The organism is Massilia sp. BSC265, from assembly GCF_000740675.1.
GTDB lineage: Bacteria > Pseudomonadota > Gammaproteobacteria > Burkholderiales > Burkholderiaceae_D > Telluria.
The window spans coordinates 197,774-212,773 of record NZ_JPXI01000029.1; the positions used below are offsets into that span (position 1 = coordinate 197,774).

Consider the following 15,000-nt stretch of genomic DNA (forward strand, 5'->3'; position numbering starts at 1 on the left):
TTTACTCCACGAAGATGGTGGCCGGGGTTTCGAGATAGCCCCGGATGGTCTGGATGAACTTCGCCGCTACCTGGCCGTCAATGACGCGATGGTCGAAGGAGGATGACAAGTTCATCATCTTGCGCGCCACCATCGCGCCATCCTTGATCACCGGACGGTCGACGATGCGGTTGGTGCCGATGATCGCCACTTCGGGCCGGTTGATGACCGGGGTGGTGACGATACCGCCCAGGGGGCCAAGGCTGGTGATCGTGATGGTCGAGCCAGTCAGTTCGTCGCGCGTGGCCTTGCCTGTACGTGCGGCTTCGGCGAGGCGCAGCACCTCGGCAGCGCTGTTCCATGGGTCGCGCGCTTCGGCGTGGCGCACCACCGGCACCATCAGTCCGGCGTCGGTCTGGGCCGCGATGCCGAGGTGGACCGGGTCGTACTGCGTGAGCAGGTTGTTGGCGTCGTCGTAGCGCGCGTTCATCATCGGGTACTGGCGGATCGCCAGCACCACGGCGCGCATCAGGAGCGGCAGGAGAGTCAGCTTGCCGCGCTCGGCGCCATACCTGGCGTTGAGCTGGGCGCGCAGCAATTCCAGTTCGGTGACGTCGATCTCTTCCACGTAGGTGAAGTGCGGAATGTTGCGCTTGGCTTCCTGCATCTTCTCGGCGATCTTGCGGCGCAGGCCGATCACCGGCGCCGCGTGCTCGCCTTCCAGCTTGGCATAGCGGTTGTCGCTGCCGCCCCCCTGGCCGGCGCCGCGGCGGCCGGCCACGTGGGCGTCGAGGTCGGCGTGGGTGATGCGTCCCGCCGGTCCGGTGCCGTGCACGAACTGCAGTTCGATGCCGAGGTCCCAGGCGCGCTGGCGCACGGCCGGCGCCGCCAGCGGCTTTTCGCCTTCGGCGCGCATCGGCGCCGGGCCATTCTGGTAGCTGCGGGGCTGCGGAGCCGGGGCCTTCGGCGGCGGGGGGGCGACCGGAGCAGCTGCTTTCGCAGTCGCGCCGGACGCGGCTTCGGCATGGGCCACCGCTTCCAGCTGCGGATCGCCTATTTCCTCGGCCGGCGCGGTCGGGGCCGCTGATTTGGCCGGCTCCTGCCTGGCCTTCTCGCCGGAATAGTTACCGGCACCCTCGACTTCCAGGCGGATCAGCTCCGCGCCGACGGCCAGCGCCTGGCCGACCGCGCCGCCCAGGCTGGTGATGGTGCCCGCCACCGGCGACGGGATCTCGACCGTGGCCTTGTCCGTCATGACGTCGGCCAGCACCTGGTCTTCCTTGACCGTGTCGCCCGGCTGCACGTGCCAGGCCACCACTTCGACCTCGGCGATGCCTTCGCCCAGGTCCGGCATCTTGATGACATGAATGCCCATGTTCAGCGTCCCTCCATCGTGCGTTTCAAGGCCGCCGCAACGCGGTCCGGCCCGGGGAAATATGCCCATTCCTGCGCATGCGGGTAGGGGGTGTCCCAGCCGGTGACGCGCTCGATCGGCGCTTCCAGCTGGTAGAAGCAGTGTTCCTGCACCAGGGCCGCCAGTTCGGCGCCGAAGCCGCTGGTGCGGGTCGCTTCGTGCACGATCACGCAACGTCCGGTCTTCTTGACCGAATCGACGATGGTGTCGAGGTCGAGCGGCCAGATGCTGCGCAGGTCGATCACCTCCGCGTCGACGCCGCTCTCGCGCGCCGCCGCTTCCGAGACCCAGACCATGGTGCCGTAGGCCAGCACCGTCACGTCGTTGCCCGGACGGACGATATTCGCCTTGTCCAGCGGCACCGTATAGTGGCCGGTAGGCACGTTGCCGAGGGCATGGCCCGACCACGGCACTACCGGACGGTCGTGGTGGCCGTCGAACGGGCCGTTATATAAACGCTTCGGCTCCAGGAAGATCACCGGATCGTCGTTCTCGATCGACGAGATCAGGAGGCCTTTCGCATCATACGGGTTGGACGGCATCACGGTGCGCAGGCCGCACACGTGGGTGAAGAAGGCTTCCGGGCTCTGGCTGTGGGTCTGGCCGCCGTAGATGCCGCCGCCGCAGGGCATGCGGATCACCATCGAGGCGGTGAACTCGCCGGCCGAACGGTAGCGCAGGCGCGCCGCTTCCGACACGATCTGGTCGGTCGCCGGATAAAAATAGTCGGCAAACTGGATTTCGACCACCGGGCGCAGACCGTAGGCCGCCATGCCCACCGCCGTGCCGACGATGCCGCCTTCCGAGATCGGCGCGTCGAACACGCGCGACTTGCCGTACTTCGCCTGCAGGCCGTCGGTGACGCGGAACACGCCGCCGAAGTAGCCGACGTCCTGGCCATACACCACGACATTGTCGTCGCGTTCCATCATCACGTCCATGGCCGAGCGCAGCGCCTGGATCATGGTCATCGGCATCGTGGCCGTGTCTTTTGGTTGATCGTCACGTGCCATCATCAGACTCCCAGCTCCTGGCGCTGCCGGCGCAGGTGCTCCGGCATTTCCTTGTATACGTCCTCGAACATGGTCGCGGCGCTCGGGGCGCGCTCGTCGCCCAGGATGCCGTAGGACTCGGCTTCTTTCTGGGCCGCGAGGACTTCCGCCTCCAGTTCGGCCTGTACGCGGTCGTTCTCTTCGTCCGACCACCAGCCCTGCTTGGTCAGGTACTGGCGCAGGCGCGCGACCGGGTCGCCGAGCGGAAAGTGCTGGAAGTCGTCCGCCGGGCGGTAGCGCGAAGGGTCGTCCGAGGTCGAGTGCGGGCCGGCGCGGTAGGTGACCCATTCGATCAGGGTCGGGCCCAGGTTGGAACGGGCCCGTTCGGCCGCCCAGCGCGAAGCGCTCAGCACGGCCAGGAAGTCGTTGCCGTCCACGCGCAGCGAGGCGATGCCGCTGCCGATGCCGCGGGTGGCGAAGGTGACGCTCTCGCCGCCGGCGATGGCCTGGAAGGTCGAGATCGCCCACTGGTTGTTGACCACGTTGAGGATGACCGGCGCGCGGTACACGTGGGCAAAGGTCAGGGCCGTGGAAAAATCGGATTCGGCGGTGGCGCCGTCGCCGATCCAGGCCGAGGCGATCTTGGTATCGCCCTTGATGGCGGAGGCCATGGCCCAGCCCACCGCTTGCGGGTACTGGGTGGCGAGGTTGCCCGAGATGGTGAAGAAACCGGCACGGCGCACCGAGTACATCACCGGCAGCTGGCGGCCCTTGAGCGGATCTTTTTCGTTGGACAGCAGCTGGCAGATCATCTCGACCAGCGGCACCTGCTTGGCGATCAGGAGACTCTGCTGGCGGTAGGTCGGGAAGTGCATGTCGCCGTCTTCGAGGGCCAGCGCCTGGGCCGTGCCGAGGGCTTCCTCGCCGAGCGAGAGCATATAGAAGGACATCTTCTTCTGGCGCTGGGCGATGACCATGCGGGCGTCGAAGATGCGGGTTTTCATCATGGTGCGCAGCCCGAAGCGCAGCAGCTCGGGCTCGACCTCGGGCGCCCAGGGACCGACGGCGTCGCCGTTCTCGTCCAGGACGCGGATCAGGCCGGTGGCGATGTCGCTCGTATCGAGCGGCGCCACATCGATGGGCGGACGCCGGATGGCGCCGGCGGGACTCAATTGCAGGTACGAAAAATCGGTCTTGCAGCCCGGGCGGCCGGTAGGCTCCGGTACATGCAGCGACAGAGGCTTACTCTGACTCATAAACGCTTCCCCTTTGTAAGGTGACTTGCGGCAAGCATGATAAGACGAACGGCCGCGCACACGAAGGCTTTGGCGAACTATTTTCATATTGCTATGCAGCATAGGGGGCCGCGCGTGGCGCCGAACCCTGCCTGCGGGCCCCGCATGTGGCGCGAGGCGGGACAAATCCGCGGCAAGCGCCCGGTGCCGATTGCGGGGCACGGACGGCGTCTGTAGTATGGGACTGGGGCCGGATCGGTTCATGCCCGTCCGCAGAAAACCATGAAAAAAACTGTCGTCGTCCTGTTGACGCTGCTGGTGGCGATTGCCTGCATCGGGCTGCCGCTCTGGCTTGCGCTTGCCGAATCGAAGCGGCAGGCCTTCCAGGGCGAGGGCGACCGTGCACTCGGTTACGCCCGCGACGTCGTCATTCGCGCGGACGAAACCGCCAGGCAGGTCCGGTCGGGGCTCGAGCGGCTGGTTGCGCGCCATGCGGGCGCACCATGCTCGCCCGCAAGCCTGGACCTGATGCGCCAGATCGACCTGGCGTCGAGCTACCTGCAGGCGGTCGGCCACGTGCGCGGGAACCGGATGGTCTGCTCGTCGATCGCCGGCCGCTCCCAGGCACTCGAGCTCGGACCGCCGGCCTTGCTCGGCACGGCCGGCGCCCTGCTGCGGCCGGACGTGCGTTTTCCGTCCGTTCCGGACGTCAGCTTCGGCGTGATCCAGGTCGGCGAGTTCGCCGCCATCATCCACCAGGCGACCGTGATCGACACCGCCAAGGGCGAGCCGGACGTGTCGCTGTCCCTGCTGTCGCTGCGCTCGCCGGTGCCGCTGGCGGCACGTGGACACATCGACGGGCGCTGGCTGGCGCGCCTGGGCAATGCCCCGGAGGCGGTGTTCCTCGAAGACGGCCATGTCATCGCGCTGGTGCGCTCGCCGCAGAACCTGACCGTCGGCGTCGCGGCGGTGCCGCTGTCCTACCTGGAAGCCCGCTCCGACGCGCTGGCCACGGAGCTCGTGCCGGCCGGCGTGCTCGCCGGCGTCGTGCTGACGCTGGCCATCCTGGTGCTGGCGCGCCAGCAGCTGGCCCTGCCGGCGGCCGTCAAGACCGCTCTTCGGCGCAGGGAACTCTTCCTCGAATACCAGCCCGTGGTCGAGCTGCACAGCGGACGCTGGATCGGCGTGGAGGCGCTGGTGCGCTGGCGCCGGCCCACCGGCGAGATCGTCATGCCCGAGCTGTTCATCCCGATCGCCGAGCAGAATGGCCTGATCGACAAGTTGACGCGACAGGTATTGGAACTCGTCTGCCGCGACACCGGCTTTTACCTCGAGATCCATCCTGACTTCCATATCGGCATCAATGTGGCGCCAAGCGATTTCCATTCGCCCGGTTTTCTCGACAGCCTGCAGCACACGCTCCAGCGCATGGGGGCGCGGCCATCGAGCATCATCCTCGAAGTCACCGAGCGCGGCCTGCTCGACCCGGTCGTTGCGCGCGAGACCTCGGGAGCACTGCGGCGCCATGGTTTCGCCATCGCGATCGACGACTTCGGCACCGGCTACTCGAGCCTGTCCTACCTCGAAACCCTGGAGCTCGATTACCTGAAGATCGACCGCAGCTTCATCGAGGCGATCGGCACCGGCGCGCCGACCAGCCAGGTGGTCGGGCACATCATTCGCATGGCCAAGGACCTGGGACTGAAGATGATCGCGGAAGGGGTGGAAAGCCAGGCGCAGGCCGAGTTCCTGCTGGAACGCGGGGTGCAGTATGCCCAGGGCTGGCTGTACGGGCGGTCCATGCCTTTCGCGGAGATCGTGCGGCGGATGGAAGACATGGTGCAGCAGGAATCAGACGCGCTGCAGGTATCGGGCTAGGATACACCCGGCCGGCGCGGCGAACGGCGCCAGGTCCCAGCTTGCTGCCATCTTGCTCCGAGTCGGTGCGATGAGATGCTTGGCCGGTCGGGCACCGAGTGCAGATGAAGATGCCCGATTCTTGCCATACCGCTTCAGTGGACTACCGGCAGTTCAATATAGCTCGGGTTGGCCGCGTCATGGTGCAGCGCATTGTCGGCCACCACGCCGGTCTTCTCGCTTTCGTTCGGCCCGCCGGTGTTCAGGTTGCGCACGAACTTCGGAAAGTTCGACGAAGTCACTTCGACCCGGATGCGGTGGCCGGCGCCGAACTGGATCGCGGTGGCGATCGGCGTTGGACGGATCGTCACGACCTGTCCAGGGCTCAGGAGCTCGGGCTTGTCGAAACCGTTGCGGTAGCGCGCGCGGAAGATGGTATCGCCGATGATCCAGGCGGTGCCGTCCGGGGCCACGTCGACCAGCTTGACGGCGAAGTCGGTATCCTTCGCGTTCGACGAGACCTTCAGGACCGCGTCCACGAAGCCGGCCACGCTCACCGGTTTCGGCAGCGGGTCGCTGGTGTAGACCAGCACGTCGTTGCGCGCTTCCACCGGCCGCTGGTCGAAGGCGCCGGGAACGACGATGCCGCCGTTGCAGCAGTCGCCGCCGCCGATGGTCTGCACCGGATTCATCGGGTCGTAGCGGTAACGGTCCGCCGCTTCGTTGGCCGGCGGCGCTTCGGCCGTCAGGCGGCCGTCACCGTAGAGCGAATTCGCGCGGCCGGCAGAGCGCAGGTAGAGGCGCATCGGCTTGGCCTTTTCCGGCGGCCAGGTGCCCGCGCTTTGCCAGCGGTTGGCGCCCATCTCGAAATAGCGCACGTGCGGGGTGTCGGCAGGGAAGGCCTTGGCGTCGCCTTTCAGCCAACGGTCGAACCAGCCGTAGATGGCGCCGTCGACGTCGAAACTGGTGTCACCCATGTTGCGCTCGCCCACGGTCATGTTCGGGCCCAGCTTGGCAAACGCGCAGTGCGGGTTCGGCGCCACCACGGCGTACTGGTTGGCGCTGGCTTCCTTGTCGGTGCCGGCGCTGCGCGCATGGTTGAACAGCTCCAGGTTCGGGCCGATCGAGACGTCATACCAGCTGTTGAACCAGAGCGCGGGCACGCCCCAGCCCATGCCTTCGTGGTACAGGCCGCCCCGGCGCCAGGCAGGGTCGCCTGGTGTGCGCTTGATCAGGGCCTCGAAGGTGCCCGGCGGTTCGCCGAGCGAGGACAGCAGCTGGTCGACCGGCAGGTGCTTGATCTGCTTGTTCCAGTCGACCTGGGGCTTGGCGGGATGCAGATCGTTGTAGGCTTCGATGCGCGCGCGCAGCTTGTCGTCAAGGATGGCGGGCAGTTGGGCGCGCAGCGGATTGTCGACGCCGTACAGCCACACGAAGAACAGATTGCGCGGTACGCCGCCGGTGTACCAGTTGCCCTGTTCCTGGAAGCGTCCCACCTTGCCGATGCCGGCGCCGGCCGCCATCGGGACCATCGCCGCGTGCGCCGGGTGGTTCAGGCCGGCGAGGGCCAGCTGCCATTCGGCCGAGGACGAGCAGCCGAGGGTGCCGACCTTGCCGTTCGACCAGTCTTGCCGTGCGATCCAGTTCAGCGTGTCGTAGCCGTCGGTCTGCGGATTGCCGAGGATTTCCCATGTCCCGCCGGAGAAATAGCGGCCGCGTTCGTTCTGCACGATGAAGGTGTAGCCGCGCTTGACCGATTCGAGTACGTAGCGCTGGGTCGAGCCTTTCAGCTTGCCCTCGTTGTAGGGCGTCTTCCACAGGATGGCGGGAAGGCGGCCGGAGGCATTCTTCGGCATGTAGATGTCGGTCGACAGCCCGACGCCGTCGCGCATGGGCACCATCACGCTGAGACGGGACGTGGCGAGCAGCGCCAGTTCCTTTTCCAGGGCTTCCTGGCTGTACTTGCTATAGTCCTGCGCCGCAACGAGGGTGGACGCGTCGGCCGCGAACAGGGCGACCGCGACGATACTGGCGACAATCTTTTTCAAGCTGACTCCTTCGGCTCATGGGGATCTGGAAGCTGGAGTACTACTTCATCAACAGTGCGGCTAGTGGGCCAGGATCAGGCGGAGACGGGGGCGGCCGCGGCCGAGTTGCGCTGGCGCAGCCGGTAGCCGAACGCCAGCAGGGCCAGCCAGGCCGGGATCATCCACACCGACAGCCGCAGCCCCGGCGTCAGGTACATCACCACCACGATCCCTAGCAGGAAAGCCAGGCACAGATAGTTCGTGAGCGGGAAGAACGGGCTGCGGAAGGCGGTCGCCTGGCCGGCGGCCTCCTTGGCGCGACGGAAGCGCAGGTGGCTCCAGCACACCATGCCCCAGTTGATGACGAGCGCCGCCACGGCCAGGCCCATCAGCATGCCGAAGGCTTCCTTCGGCAGGAAGTAGTTGATGCAGATGCAGATGCCGGTGGCCACCGCCGAGACGCCCAGGGCCGCCAGCGGCACGCCGCGCTTGCTCAGCGTGAGCAGGACACGCGGCGCGTTGCCCTGCTCGGCCAGGCCGAACAGCATGCGGCTGTTGGCGTAGACGCAGCCGTTGTAGACCGACAGGGCGGCGGTGAGCACCACCAGGTTGAGGACGTTGGCCACGGCATTGCTGTCCAGGGCCGCGAAGATCAGCACGAAGGGGCTGCCGCCCGTGACCACCTTCTGCCACGGGTAGAGCATCAGGAGCACGGCCAGCGCGCCCACGTAGAAGATGGCGATGCGCCAGATCGCCTGGTTGATGGCGCGCGGGATGGTGCGGCCGGGATTGTCGGCCTCGGCCGCGGTGAGGCCGATCATCTCGAGACCGCCGAAGGAGAACATGATCACCGCCATCGACAGCGCCAGGCCGGCAAAGCCGTTCGGGAAGAAACCGCCGTGCTGCCACAGGTTGGCCACGCCGGCCTGGGGGCCCGCGGTGTCGCTGATCAGGAGGTAGAGCCCGAACACGATCATGCCGACCACGGCCGCCACCTTGATGATCGAGAACCAGAATTCCAGTTCGCCGAAGGCCTTGACGTTGAGCAGGCTGAGGCAATTGACGAGCACGAAGAAGGCGAGCGCCGAGACCCAGGTCGGGATCTCGGGGAACCAGTACTGCACGTAGATGCCGAGCGCGGACAGCTCGGCCATGCTGACGAGGATGTACATCACCCAGTAGTTCCACCCGGAGACGAAGCCGGCCATCGGACTGCCGTACTTGCTGGCGAAATAGCCGAAGGAACCGGCGACCGGCTCGTCGACGATCATCTCGCCGAGCTGTCGCATGATGAGGAAGGCGACCAGGCCGGCGATCGCGTAGCCGAGCAGGGCGGAGGGGCCGGCCTGCTGGATGGTCTGGGCGACGCCCAGGAACAGGCCGGTGCCGATGGCGCCGCCAAGGGCGATCAGCTGGATGTGGCGGTTCTTTAAGCCACGTTTGAGTTCATGCTTGGCGTTGTCCATCGTCGGCCTTAAGGTTTTGGCAAATGCGTTGCCTTAAAGCCAGCGATTCTACTGCATGGAGCGCAGCCGTGGACGGCTCACCGGCGAAACTTCTCCGGTAGCCGCCGGCGGGATCAGAAGCGGCGGTAGGTGCGGCGGCCGAGCGGATAGCGCTGTGCCATCCTGCCGCCGAATTTTTTCCAGAGCAGGCCTGCAATGGCCATCATGATCATCTTGCGCATGCTGTCCTCCATTCGTGTAGGGGCCGGCCGCGCGGCGCGCGGCATCGGTTCTACCTTAGCAAAAATGGAAGGCGGGCGGCGCAGGGCTGCGGCAGGCTGCCGTGAGCCGACAGTTGTACCACCGTTCTGTCCAAGTGCAGTAAAAGAAAGAGCACTAAGCATTATCCGCCATGAAGAAGAACAGTTTCGCTGTCTGCTTGCCATATTTCTTACGCGTCTCCTCATTGTTGAGAAACTGCGTATATTGGTTCGCGCATTTGCATGCACTTGCACAGACCCGTTTAGTGATCACCAAGTCTTTGATTCCACCCTGCCAGGCGGAGGCGTTCAGCGCACCGACTGTCTGACTATAGATATCGATATCCTTGTATTCCCACCCGGGGTCATCGACCACGACATCCAGCAAATGTGGCTGGAGGCGTAGTACGCCTCCAGCGTGACGAAGCATGAACATCGATCCAAAGTTGCCCTTGCGATAGTTCCTGTCGAACTCTTCCACTGACTGGAAGTAGCGCTCAGCGTGGCTCTCGCCCTCTACCCAGTCTGTTGGATTCTTCTTGGTAATCCACACGGACGGCAGCCAGTCTTCAAGCAAAAGATCCATGCGGAAGCGGAAAAGGACCGGGCCGTAGAAATTCCTACCCTTCGCTCGTTCATGGATATCAACACTGTCCAGGAACAGGTCGTACCAGATTCCGTATTTCCGGTCGATCTCATCCGATTTCTGGGCGGTCTGCTCAATGCCGCGCTCGTCCGCGGTGCCACGTGAAAGAAGCCGACCGTGCTGCAGGAATACGCAAGCGGTTTGCACTGTATTTGCGTGATGGAACGTGTCGATTCCCTTCCCTTTGAGTACCTCATAAACTGCCCGCGAATTCAGTTCCATAGTCCTTCCTTAACACGCGATTAGCATGTCTGCACCAGCGCCTGGGTGTCGTTGAGGCAGAGGTTCAGCCACGATTACTTAGCATTCCAGTTTCTTGTAGCGCTTGCGTAAGATAAACAGGTTCTGCCGAACCGATTCGGCCATGCCGGCCTGAGGACGCCGCTCCGCCTGTTCCAGTTCCAGGATAGCTGGTTCGAGCTGGCTGCATTCGCGCTGAGTCCTTGCGTCCAGGCGGTGACGCCGGGTAGTGGTCGCGAACGCTGAGGCACTCATTCCAGTGAGAGGCCGGGTGGCTTGCGCGAACTGTTCGGAACGGATTTCGTTTGCGACGTCCTTGCCTGTCTTAGCAGATCCGGATAAGCGGTCCACGCCGCGAGTCGGAACAGCATCAAGGCGCTGCGCCCCCACGCATGGCTCATCCGAATAACTGACAGAGCCTCCAACCACGCACTTGTAGATCGTCCGACTCGGTGCTGGCAGCTGCGATTGGGCCGACGCCCCAGCATGCGACAGAAAAAAGCCGAGAATGACCCAGCCGAATGCCAGTCCCGTCCGATGGATATCGATAGCGTGCTTCACGATAGCAGGGCGCTTGCTCCAGGAGCAATGCCGATAGTATGGAAGCAGGCAGCTTACAATAATTCTCGTCCGAAATTCTCGTCAATAATCACTGGAAGCAACGGCAGTACACACGACGATGCCATCGACGCTGAGTGCACTCGCATCCTGATTAGCCTGGCATGACGAAAAACGCCATCACGCCGGCTACGCCGGCGCCCAGCATCATCACCAGGAAGCCCGACATGCGCGCCAGCGAACCCAGGCGTCCGCCTTGCGGACGGCTGCGCAGCAGGTAAAGTGGAATGCCGATCGGCGCGATCGCCACCACGGCCATGCTCATCCAGCGCGAACGCCGGTACAGCCGCGCCTCGCTGTCGAGGCGATACCAGTAGTAGGGCAGAAAGCTCATCAGGAAGGCGGAGAGGAACATCCACCACACGGGCATGCGGACGTGGGCAGCGGCGTACAGGGCGTCGGCCATGCCGCAGGCGAACATGAGGGCCAGCAGCGCCCACAGGGTATTCTTGGGTGTCATTGCGTCGAACCAGAGGCGAGGCCGCGAGAATAGCACCCGGGACCGGGCATGAAATTCAACAAAAATCACGAGCGTGCGGAAATATGCACTGTTCACGATCTATGTTGCCGGCTTTGCTCCCGGTTTTGCTTCTTTCATGCGCTGGCGCTGCGGCAGCGTGTAAACGTCCGCCACCAGGGTACTGTCGCCGATCTGCCGGCTCGGCGAGGCCGAATCGTGCACCACCAGCAGCGATTCGACCCCATCCTTGTCGACGGCAAACAGCGCGATCCCTTCCGGATGGTCGACGCCGTGGCCGAAGGGCAGTTCCAGCACCCGTTCGAGTTCCTCCGCAGCCACCACGCACTCCTTGCCCGGCTCGGCCGCGCCGCGCCAGCGGAACAGGGTCACCGGGCCGTCCAGGTCCATGGTCGGCCCGGCCAGCACCAGGATGTCCTTGCCGTGCACGCACAGGTCGCGGATGCCCAGCCCGCGCAGGTCGAGGAAGTGCTTGCGGTACAGGCGGCCCTCGTCGTCCACCGGGGCCAGGCGCAGCCGGCCGGGCTGCTCGTCGTCGACGAGGGCCACTTCGACCACCAGTGCCCAGCCGCGCAGCACCGGCCCGCGCAGGCCGAGCAGCAGGTGCTTGCCGGCCACCGCCAGGCCCTCGATGTCGAAGCCGTTGTCCTTGCCCGGAATGGCGAGGAAGGGGCCGAGGTGCTCGTCCTGGCGCAGGAGGGCCGTCAATTCGTTGCCGTGCTCGTCGCCGCGCAGCACAGCTGCGCGCCTTTGCTTACCCTGAGTCTTGTCCTTGTGGGTCGTTTCCTTTTCCAGCGTATAGCCGTCGCCATCCTTGCACACGGGGATGCGCCCCAGCAGGTAGCGGTTGCCGTCGGCGCTGACGGTGGCGAGGCGCTTGTGGGCCTTCCTGACACCATCGCCTTGCTTCGGCTGCTTGCGCCGCAGGCTGTGCGAGCCAGCCAGCCAGAGGTACTTGCCGTCGCAGGCCAGGCCCTCGATGTCGGCTTCGTTGATGTCGTCCTTCGATTCGCCGTGCGGCGGCAGCGGCAGGTCGAGGTAGTCGTGCAGCGCGTACTGGCGGTGCTCGCGCGTGAAGCTGCTCCGGCCGGTACTGTCCTCCGCGCACACGGTCAGGCGCTCGAGGCTGACCGATTCGTCGTTGGCGAGCCAGAGCGAGCTGCCCATGCGCAGGGCCACGGACAGGCCGTCGCGCAGTTCCTTGCCGTAGCAAAGTTCGTCGCGCTCGGGGTGGAATTCGAGGAGGACGATGTTGGTCGGATGCATGAGCTTACCCTGTGCCGGCGTGCGATATTGCCGGGTAAAGATAGCATGCACCCGCGCGCGCCGGCGCCCAGCAGCGGCGCGGCCCCGGCGACGCCTATTCCAGCTGATTTCAGCCTATTTTAGATAAGGGGCCACGTTTCCCGCGATGCGCCTGCGTTCGGCCTCGGTCAGCGGCAGCGCGCGGAAGGCCGCCCAGGCCTCGCGCGGCTTCATGTTGGTGGGCGTGGCCGCATCCGATCCGTACAGGATCTTGTCGAGGCCCACCTTGCGGATGCGCTCGACCATCTCGCGGGCGTGCTCCGGGCTGATGTCGGGCGTGGCGATCGAGGCGACGTCGAAGTACAGGTTGCGTGTGTTCGGCTCCTTGCGCGCGGCAGCGTCGGCGAAGACGCGCATCACTTCGTTGGCCGGCGGGTCTTCGTAGCCGGGACCGGTGCCGGCGAAGTGCGCCACCTGCACCATGGTGTCGGTTGCCTCGGGCATCAGCCCGTCCAGGAAGGCGCGCGCCTGCGCTTCGCCGTACGGGCGCCCGAGCGAGATCGATGCGCGCAGGTGGACCGCGATCGCCATGCGGTGCCGGTTCGCGGCGCGGAATACGTCCTTCAGGCGGGCCAGGTGCTCGGGCTTTTCCAGCTGGACGTCGGAATTCCCGAAATGCATCTTGATCCCGGTGCGCAGCTGCGGATGGGCCGCGCAGCGCTCCAGTTCGGCCAGGGCATAGTCCTTCAGCGGATTGAAGCCGCAAAAGGCCCGCAGGCGGCCCGGATATTTCGCGACCTGGGCCGCGGTCCAGTCGTTCTCCGCCTTCACCCTGGCGTACTCGTCCTCGACAACGCGCGATGGACGGCCATACATGTAGGCCGCCGACATGACGGCGGCACGACGGATGCCGGCTTCGTCCAGCAGTGCGATCAGTCCGGTGACGGGGATTTCGCGCAGCGCATCGGGTCCCGGCTTGGGCGCGATGAAGGCGATGATCCCCGGGCTGAACAGGTGCTGGTGGTGGTCGGCGGCGGCGATCGCGGCGGGTGCTGCCGGTCGTGCGCCCTGTTGCGCGAGCGCGGCGACGGGCAGGGCAAGCAGCAGTGCGGCGCTGAAACGCAGTTTGACCAGTACGCGGGACATGGCGACACCTCGGGTGAAAGAACGAGGCTTCAGACTAGCGGGTGCCGCCCGCGCTGTCCACGACAAATGGATGCATATGCGGTGGATCCCCCGCCATGGCGGAGCGGCGTGCTCAGGCTGCCGGACGCATGGCCTGGCTGGTCAGACGCGCCGCGTGCCAGCAGTCGAACATGCGCTTGAAGGTATCGAAGACCTGGTTGACAAGGAAGCCGGCGGTGGTGCGTTCATCTTCGCTCGGGGTGTACGCGGGATGCCGGGCGCTGCCCTGGTCCTTGGCGTGGCTTGTTTCCGCGTGCCGGTGGACCTGGCCGAAATAGTGCAGGCGCTCGGCCATGCCGAGCTCGCGCACCAGCTTGTACATCGGCTCGTTGAAGCAGGCGAAGGTCGCTTCCAGGGCTTCGATCAGGACCATGCGGTAGAACGGGGTGCCCCAGGTCTTGGCCAGGTGGATGGTGTGGTAGACCGCTTCGCGGGTGGCGTGGTTGGCGGGCGACCAGACGTCGGTCAGGGCTTGCGCCGCGGGTAGGCGCAGCAGGCGCCGGCCGTGCTCGATCGTTTCCAGGTCTTCGAGGTACCACTGCCAGTGGAAGGCGTCTTCGTCGCAGTGCTGGTGCACGCAGGCCTGCAGTGCGGATTTGTCGTTGTTGTCGCGCAGCGCGGCAAGGATGTCCTTGAAGCCCATCGTGAAGAAGATCATGGCGGGAACGAAGGACAGGCGCTGGCAGGGGTCGACCTTCCGGTCGGCCATGTCGGCGCAGAGTAGAGACTGGCTGAGGCGCGCCTTGCGCGCCTCCAGGATGTCGTCGAGGAAGTCCATGGGCGAGTCGTTTCCTTGGTGGAGCTGCTGGCAACGCAATACTGGAATCTTGCGGCCGTTCTCCCTGCGCCTCGCGGGTGCAGCGTCACGGCCTGGATGCAGTGTAGGTAATCGGCCTGCGCCGGTCTGCCCCCACGGCAGGGGGAATCGAGCGGACGCCGCCGGCGCCACCCTACGAGACGGTGACCACCACGCGCCTGCGGTGCGGTGCGCTGCGATGCTCGTACAGGTAGATGCCTTGCCAGGTGCCGAGCAGCAGGCGGCCGCCGCCGACGGGCACGCTCAGGCCGGACCCCGTCAGCATGTTGCGCACGTGGGCCGCCATGTCGTCCGGGCCCTCGGCATCATGGCGGTAGGCCGGGTCGCCGTCGGGCGCGAGCCGTCTCAATACGGTTTCGAGGTCGAGCCGCACGTCGGGGTCGGCGTTCTCGGTGATGAGGAGCGAGCAGCTGGTGTGCTGGACGAAGACGTGGGCCAATCCGCACTGCACCTTGGCAGCGCGCACCACCTCTGCCACCGCGTCGGTGATCTCGCGCGTGCCGCGGCCTGTCGTCTGGATGTCGAGGATGGACTGGTGCGCCATATGATGCTCCCGCTCTTG

13 protein-coding genes are annotated in these 15,000 nt (G+C 65.6%); 1 reads left to right on the top strand and 12 read right to left on the bottom strand.

Annotated features, from left to right (window positions below):
* Position 1: 1 nt before the first annotated feature.
* The 3 genes from MA09_RS08020 to MA09_RS08030 are packed head-to-tail and all read right to left on the bottom strand — an operon-like array spanning position 2 to position 3,641.
* Positions 2 to 1,354 (bottom strand): dihydrolipoamide acetyltransferase family protein, encoded by a 1,353-nt coding sequence (locus tag MA09_RS08020; protein ID WP_036246804.1) that lies wholly within the window; start codon positions 1,352 to 1,354, stop codon positions 2 to 4.
* Between the two features lie 2 nt (positions 1,355 to 1,356).
* Entirely contained in the window at positions 1,357 to 2,409 is a 1,053-nt protein-coding gene (locus MA09_RS08025; protein ID WP_036246805.1) for a transketolase C-terminal domain-containing protein, read from the bottom strand.
* Entirely contained in the window at positions 2,409 to 3,641 is a 1,233-nt protein-coding gene (locus MA09_RS08030) for a 3-methyl-2-oxobutanoate dehydrogenase (2-methylpropanoyl-transferring) subunit alpha (RefSeq protein ID WP_036246807.1), read from the bottom strand. Before MA09_RS08030 ends, MA09_RS08025 begins: the two co-directional genes overlap by 1 nt.
* Before the next feature lie 261 nt (positions 3,642 to 3,902).
* Here MA09_RS08030 and MA09_RS08035 point away from each other — a divergent pair, with 261 nt between their 5' ends.
* Positions 3,903 to 5,498 (top strand): EAL domain-containing protein, encoded by a 1,596-nt coding sequence (locus tag MA09_RS08035; RefSeq protein WP_081897482.1) that lies wholly within the window; start codon positions 3,903 to 3,905, stop codon positions 5,496 to 5,498.
* Positions 5,499 to 5,632: 134 nt separating this feature from the next.
* Here MA09_RS08035 and MA09_RS08040 read toward each other — a convergent pair whose 3' ends face one another.
* From MA09_RS08040 to MA09_RS08080, 9 genes are all read right to left on the bottom strand, one after another.
* Complete coding sequence (locus MA09_RS08040) at positions 5,633 to 7,525, bottom strand: CocE/NonD family hydrolase (RefSeq protein ID WP_036246809.1); 1,893 nt, start codon at positions 7,523 to 7,525, stop codon at positions 5,633 to 5,635.
* Positions 7,526 to 7,599: 74 nt separating this feature from the next.
* On the bottom strand, positions 7,600 to 8,970 hold the full coding sequence (locus tag MA09_RS08045) for an amino acid permease (RefSeq protein WP_036246811.1): 1,371 nt from the start codon (positions 8,968 to 8,970) through the stop codon (positions 7,600 to 7,602).
* 375 nt (positions 8,971 to 9,345) lie between these two features.
* On the bottom strand, positions 9,346 to 10,077 hold the full coding sequence (locus MA09_RS08050) for a hypothetical protein (RefSeq protein WP_036246813.1): 732 nt from the start codon (positions 10,075 to 10,077) through the stop codon (positions 9,346 to 9,348).
* A gap of 78 nt (positions 10,078 to 10,155) precedes the next feature.
* Positions 10,156 to 10,656: a hypothetical protein gene (locus tag MA09_RS25025; RefSeq protein ID WP_200883044.1), complete on the bottom strand. Its 501-nt coding sequence runs from the start codon at positions 10,654 to 10,656 to the stop codon at positions 10,156 to 10,158.
* 151 nt (positions 10,657 to 10,807) lie between these two features.
* Positions 10,808 to 11,173, bottom strand: coding sequence for a hypothetical protein (locus tag MA09_RS08060; protein ID WP_036246817.1), 366 nt, complete (start codon positions 11,171 to 11,173; stop codon positions 10,808 to 10,810).
* A gap of 99 nt (positions 11,174 to 11,272) precedes the next feature.
* A complete protein-coding gene (locus MA09_RS08065) occupies positions 11,273 to 12,457 on the bottom strand; it encodes a DUF3616 domain-containing protein (protein ID WP_036246819.1) in 1,185 nt (394 codons plus the stop codon).
* 114 nt (positions 12,458 to 12,571) lie between these two features.
* On the bottom strand, positions 12,572 to 13,582 hold the full coding sequence (locus tag MA09_RS08070; RefSeq protein WP_229440616.1) for an amidohydrolase family protein: 1,011 nt from the start codon (positions 13,580 to 13,582) through the stop codon (positions 12,572 to 12,574).
* Positions 13,583 to 13,694: 112 nt separating this feature from the next.
* Positions 13,695 to 14,399, bottom strand: coding sequence for a hypothetical protein (locus MA09_RS23645; protein WP_051933277.1), 705 nt, complete (start codon positions 14,397 to 14,399; stop codon positions 13,695 to 13,697).
* Positions 14,400 to 14,571: 172 nt separating this feature from the next.
* Positions 14,572 to 14,982 (bottom strand): secondary thiamine-phosphate synthase enzyme YjbQ, encoded by a 411-nt coding sequence (locus MA09_RS08080; protein ID WP_036246821.1) that lies wholly within the window; start codon positions 14,980 to 14,982, stop codon positions 14,572 to 14,574.
* Between the last annotated feature and the right edge of the window lie 18 nt (positions 14,983 to 15,000).